At 71.9% G+C, this 5,459-nt stretch carries 7 protein-coding genes; 3 read left to right on the top strand and 4 right to left on the bottom strand.

Annotation, left to right across the window (positions count from 1 at the left end):
• The coding region (locus AB0C29_RS31505) for a glycoside hydrolase family 88 protein (RefSeq protein ID WP_360827812.1) at positions 1–790 on the bottom strand (790 nt) is incomplete at its 3' end.
• A complete protein-coding gene (locus AB0C29_RS31500; RefSeq protein WP_360553110.1) occupies positions 787–1,725 on the bottom strand; it encodes a ribose-phosphate pyrophosphokinase in 939 nt (312 codons plus the stop codon). The genes AB0C29_RS31505 and AB0C29_RS31500, both read right to left, overlap by 4 nt.
• 99 nt (positions 1,726–1,824) lie before the next feature.
• Between AB0C29_RS31500 and AB0C29_RS31495 the strand changes: the two genes are divergently transcribed.
• Entirely contained in the window at positions 1,825–2,652 is an 828-nt protein-coding gene (locus AB0C29_RS31495; protein WP_360553109.1) for an ATP-binding cassette domain-containing protein, read from the top strand.
• On the opposite strand, the gene AB0C29_RS31490 is transcribed toward AB0C29_RS31495, so the two are convergent.
• The gene (locus AB0C29_RS31490; RefSeq protein ID WP_360827809.1) at positions 2,649–3,122 is read right to left on the bottom strand and encodes an OsmC family protein; all 474 of its coding nucleotides are present in this window, start codon (positions 3,120–3,122) and stop codon (positions 2,649–2,651) included. The two genes, AB0C29_RS31495 and AB0C29_RS31490, sit on opposite strands and share 4 nt — an antisense overlap.
• 10 nt (positions 3,123–3,132) lie before the next feature.
• Positions 3,133–3,741: a hypothetical protein gene (locus tag AB0C29_RS31485; protein ID WP_360827806.1), complete on the bottom strand. Its 609-nt coding sequence runs from the start codon at positions 3,739–3,741 to the stop codon at positions 3,133–3,135.
• Positions 3,742–4,274: 533 nt separating this feature from the next.
• On the opposite strand from AB0C29_RS31485, the gene AB0C29_RS31480 reads away from it, so the two are divergent.
• Both AB0C29_RS31480 and AB0C29_RS31475 read left to right on the top strand, forming a co-directional pair.
• Positions 4,275–4,997: an MBL fold metallo-hydrolase gene (locus AB0C29_RS31480; RefSeq protein WP_360827802.1), complete on the top strand. Its 723-nt coding sequence runs from the start codon at positions 4,275–4,277 to the stop codon at positions 4,995–4,997.
• Between the two features lie 44 nt (positions 4,998–5,041).
• Positions 5,042–5,459: hypothetical protein (locus AB0C29_RS31475; RefSeq protein ID WP_360827799.1), on the top strand; the 418-nt coding region annotated here is incomplete at its 3' end.

The raw sequence follows: 5,459 nt of genomic DNA, 5'->3' as shown, positions 1-5,459 counted from the left end.
CCAGCAGGTCCCGGCCGGTCCCGGCGTAGGACTCCGGCAGCCAGCCGTCGGCCGCGCCCACCGCCGCCGCGTAGGAGAACATCTGCGCCGCGTTGGTCTCCCGGAACGTCGCCGGGTCGTCCAGCACGTCGTGGAACAGCCCGTCCGGCCGGCGCAGCGCCAGGCAGGCGTCCAGCACCTCCCGGGCGTGCGCGGCCAGCTCGTCGCGTTGCGGCAGCTCGGGCACCAGCCGCAGGGTGCGCGCGATACCGGCGACCACCCAGCCGTTGCCGCCGCCCCAGTGGTCGGCGCGGCGGAGCGTTCCGGTCTCCTCGGACCAGATGGCCGCGTACAGCCCGTCCCGGCACAGCCGCCGGCGATGCCCCTCCAGCTGGGCCACGGCCAGGTCGCCCCGGCCGGAGAGCGCCAGGAAGGGCAACACCATGTAGACCGTGTCGGCCCACATCTCGCGGGCGCCGAGCATGTGGAACAGCGTGCCGTCGGCGGCCCGCGGTGCGTCGTCGGTCAGCCAGGCGAGCTGGCGCCGGGCCGCGGCGGCAAAAACCTCTTCCCCGGTACGGCGGTGAGCGGCCAGCACGGCTTCCCCGCAGGCAGCCCCGTTGACCACCCCCGGCTCGTCCACGTCACCGAGCCGCCCGTCCGCCGCCTGCCGGGCCACCGCCGCCCCGGCCAGCAGCAGCGCGAGGTCGTCCCGCCCCAGGTCCAGGGCGGCCTGCGCGGCGACACCCTGCTCCCACGACTGGCGCTGCACGGCCAGCAACGCGGAAAGCACCGCCTCGAGGCGACTCATGCGAACAGGGCGCTGACCGACTCGCCGTTGTGGATCCGGCGCATCGCCTCGGCCAGCGCCGGGGCCACGGACAGCACGGTGAGCTTGTCGGTGTGGTGGTCCTTGGGGATGGGCACCGTGTTGGTGCAGACGATCTCCTCGATGTCCTTCTCGGCCGACAGCCGGGCCACCGCGTCCGCGGCGAACAACCCGTGCGTGCAGGCCACCCGGACGCTGCGGACGTTGCGCTCGCGCAGCCGGGCCAGCAGCTCGAAGACGGTGCTGCCCTTGGCGATCTCGTCGTCCAGCACGATCACGTCCCGGTCGGCCACCTCGCCGATCACCGAGCTGATCACCACCTTGTCGTCGGCGAAACGCTGCTTGGCGCCGGCCGCGACCTCGATGCCGAGCAGCCGGGCGAACGCCGCGGCCTCCTTGGCGTTGCCGAGGTCCGGGGACACCACGACGGTGTTGCTCAGGTCGTAGCCCCGGAAGTGGTGGGCCAGCTCGCGCAGGGCGTGCAGGTGGTCCACCGGGACGCTGAAGAAGCCGTGGACCTGCGGAGAGTGCAAGGTCATGGCCAGGATGCGGTGCGCGCCGGCGGTCTGCAACAGGTCCGCGACGAGCCGGCCACCGATCGAGATGCGCGGCGCGTCCTTCTTGTCGCTGCGGGCGTACGCGTAGTGCGGCAGCACCACGGTGATCCGCCCGGCGGAGGCCCCGCGGGCGGCGTCGAGCATGAAGAGCAGCTCGACCAGGTTCTCCTGGACGGGCGGCACGAGCGGCTGGATGAGGAAGACGTCCCGTTCCCGGCAGTTGCCCTGCAGTTGCACCTCTATGCAGTCGTTGGCGAACCGGGAGGTCTTGGTGGGTAGCAGCGGCACGCCCAGGTGATCACAGATCTCGGCTGCCAGCTCCGGGTGGGCACTCCCGGTGAAAACCGCGATGTCACGCACGGGCACCACCCTAAGCGCTGCGGCGCCGACACCACGGAGCGACCTGCTCGGCGCGCGCGTGGGTACCTCCGACGAGCGGATCTTCGCTAGCGTGGGCCCATGAACGGACTAGCCGTGGCCTGCCGCCGGGTGGTGCACATCTACCGTGCCGAGGCCGGCGACGTGGTCGCGCTGGCGGGCGTCGACCTGTCCATCGCGCCCGGTGAGACCCTCGCCCTGGTCGGGCCCTCGGGATCGGGCAAGTCGACGCTGATCGCCCTGCTCGCGGGGCTCATGCGCCCGTCGGCCGGCCGGATCAACATCGGCACGTACGACATGGGCAAGCTCTCCGACGCCGAGATCTCCCGGCTGCGCGGCACCGAGGTGGGGGTGGTGCTGCAGGGGGCGGCGCGCAATCTGCTGCCGTACGCGTCGCTGCACCGCAACATCTGGCTGGCCCAGCGCCGCGCCGCGCACACCCGCGGCATCGAGCTCGACGACCCGGACCGCATCCTCGACCTGGTCGGGCTGCCCGGGCAGGGCCGGGCGAGGATCGCCGAGCTGACCCCGGGGGCACGGCAGCGGGCCGCCCTGGCGGTCGGCATCGCGGCCGGTCCGGGCCTGCTGCTGGTGGACGAGCCGACCAGCCGGCTGGACACGGCGGGCCGCAACGAGGTGCTGGCGGCGATGGAGACGGTCAACGCCGAACGGCAGACGACGATCGTGGTGGTCACCCACGACAACGAGGTGGGCGCGCGGCTGGGCCGGGCGGTGACGATCCGCGACGGCCGGGTCGGTGCGGAGGGCCGCGACGGCCAGGACTTCGCGGTGGTGGCCGGCGACGGCACGGTGCAGCTGCCCCCGGAGGTCCTCGGCAACTATCCGCCGGGCACGCTCTTCACGGTCGACCACGAGAACGGCACGGTCACGCTGGTCCCCGGAGGCTAGAGCTCGTCCTCCCGCTCCGGGACGGTCCGCACGGTCGGGTTGATCCTGATCGTGGAGTTCAGCGAGTTGGCGATGTAGCACTCGTGGTGGGCCTGCTCGACCAGCGCGAGCACCTGCTTCTCGTCGGTGCCGGGGGCCACGTCGATCACCGGCGCGAGCTCGATGATCTCGATCCGCGCCCGGCGAAGGTCCTCGCTGAGATGCCCGACCGCCTCGTCGGTGTAGCCGACCACGTCCACGTGCCGGCGGGCGGCCAGCGACAGGAAGGACAAAAGCTGGCAGGAGCTGGCCGCCATGACGACAAGCTGCTCGGGATTCAGCAGGGCGGCGTCCCCGCGGAAATGCGGGTCGGCACTGAGCCGCAGGGTGTCATCGGCCGCGGCGGCGGTGTGGGCGCGTGAGTAGAAACGGTAGCCGGCGCCGGTCGAGCCGTCCCACGCCAGCCGGGCGGTGTGCACCAACTTCTCCATGCACCCCAAGTTAGCGGGGCGAGCGGTGGCCGCCGTGCGAGGCGACCAGGGCGTCGGCCACGAGGGCGGCGTCCGCGTCGGCGATCTCCGGTGGATACTCCGGCAGGAGGTCGTCCCAGACGACCAGCCACGAGCCGTACAGCTGGGCCTGGCCTTCCGGCCGGGCGAAGAACCAGACGTGCAGGTGGGCGCCGCCGTCGCCGATGCGGTAGACGTGGGCCCGCGAGATGTGCGGCAGGGCCTGTACGTGGCGGACGATCCGGGTGCTCAGCAGCCCCAGCTCGGCGGCCATCTCGTCGGGCAGGTCGGCCATGTCGTGGTGGTCGCGGGGATACAGCATCAGGACCAGCGGCACGCCGACCCCGGGGATCCGGGCCAGCCGCCAGTGCTCGTTGAACCAGATCCCCTCGTCCCGGTTGCGGCAGTCGTTGCAGTCCGACGGGTCCTCGCCGTGGCGTGGGGGCTCGGGCAGCACCGGCGGGCGCAGCGGGGAGACACGCAGCCCGTCCGGCTCGAACGGGCTGATGTCCCACCCCGTCATGCGGGCCAGCGGCAGCCGGCGCTCGGGGTCAGCGACGCTGACGGCACGGTCGTAGAACTCATCGGGTCGCAAAGCCATGCCGCGAACCCTAGTAGGGACCGGCTCACCACGTGGGCCCGCAGAACCGGTAATCGGCGGAATATCGCACCGTGGTCATTCCCCGTCCCGATACGACAATGTCGATGACGCAGGAATTGAAGCCGGCCCGCTGCTGAAAAGTGCTCCGGTCGGCGAAATAGACATGCGCGGCCTGTGCAACCCTTACCGGTCACCCCTTGCAGCGCATTCACGACGGAGTCGAGCTTCTGCACCTGAGTCGTACGGCTCGCGCGGGTGTAGCCCTGAACTCGCGCGGCCCGGGCGGCCGAGAGTGTCCGCAGCGGCCCGAAACTGGGCAGCAGTGGTGCTTGACCAGCAGGTCGAATGCGAGCTGGTCCGCGTACACGCTCTTGTACCAGCCGTCCGCGTATCCCGCGGCGTACGGCGACCCGACCAATTGTTTGAAAGGACTGTAAGCCTTGCCGCGGGGCATTTGAAACGAGGGCACCCCCAGGGGTCGAAACATTTACGACACACTCACTGTGCGATTCGACTGTGGACGGAGGACGCGAATGGTGAACGCGCTGCGGCATCTCGCCGGCCGGGTGTGGCTCTACCCGCACGACCCGGACCCCGCCAAGGTCCAGGGTTGTGTGGCGGTGATCGCCGACGACGCGGGGAGCGTGCTGGTCGACGCCGGCAACAGCCCGGCCGTGGCCCGGCGCGTGCGCGAGGCCGTGGTGACCGCCGGCCTCCCCTTTCCGCGCCGGCTGGTCTACACCCACCACCACTGGGATCACGTGTGGGGCGCCTGCGCCTGGCCCGAGGTCGAGGTCGTCGGCCACCGCGCCGGGGCGCGCATGCTGCGGACCGAGGCCGGCCGGCCGTGGAGCGAGGCGTACGTGCGGGAGCTGGCCGCCGCCGACACGCGGATGATCCCGAGCTGCACTGCCCGCAGCGCGGCGATGTCGGGACTATGGGACGACTTCACCGTCGTCCCGCCGCACGTCGAGTTCGATGACGCGCTCACGCTGCCCGGCGGCGTCGAGGTGCGGCACGTCGGTGGCGGCCACGCCGAGGATTCCACCGTAGTGGCCGTGCCGGACTCCGGCGTGTTGTTGCTGGGCGACTCGTTCTACCCGCCGCCCGTGCACCTGCGACAGCCGGAGGACGGGCTCGACGTCGCCCTGATCCGCCGTCTGCTCGCGGACTACCCGCCCACCCGCTACTCCTGGTACGTCGACAGTCACGACGACCCGAAACCCAGCACTGCCCTGGCCGGCGCCCTGGGATGAACGCGCACCGGCGACGGTTGCGCGCATCGGGTTTCCTCGGACGTATGGACGAGGACCTCACCCGGCTCGCCGCCGACCTTCGCGAACGTGAGTTGCTCGCCGCCCGCCGGGCCGGCGTCACCGCCGCGATCGCCCGGCTGACCTCGGACGTCGACGCCCTGCGCCGCCGGCACGCGATCGAGCAGCGGGACGTGGACCGCCTGGAGAACCTCTCGCTGGCCCGGCTGCTGGCCGGCCTGCGCGGCTCCCGCGAGCAGGCCCTGGACCGGGAACGGGCCGAGGCCGAAGCCGCGTACTACCGGGTGGCCCAGGCGCAGGACCAGCTCGACACCTTCCGGACCCAGCTAGCCCAGATCGAGGCGCGGCTGGTGGCCGCCTCGACAGCTCCCGCGACGTACGCGGCGCTGCTCGCCGAGAAGGAGCGACAGCTGCGGACGAGCGGGACCGGCCCGGCCGGCCGGC

It is taken from the genome of Actinoplanes sp. NPDC048791 (genome assembly GCF_040650095.1).
Classification (GTDB): domain Bacteria; phylum Actinomycetota; class Actinomycetes; order Mycobacteriales; family Micromonosporaceae; genus Actinoplanes.
The sequence above is the reverse complement of the archived record's forward strand: the minus strand, read 5'-3'. Positions and strand labels throughout refer to the sequence as shown.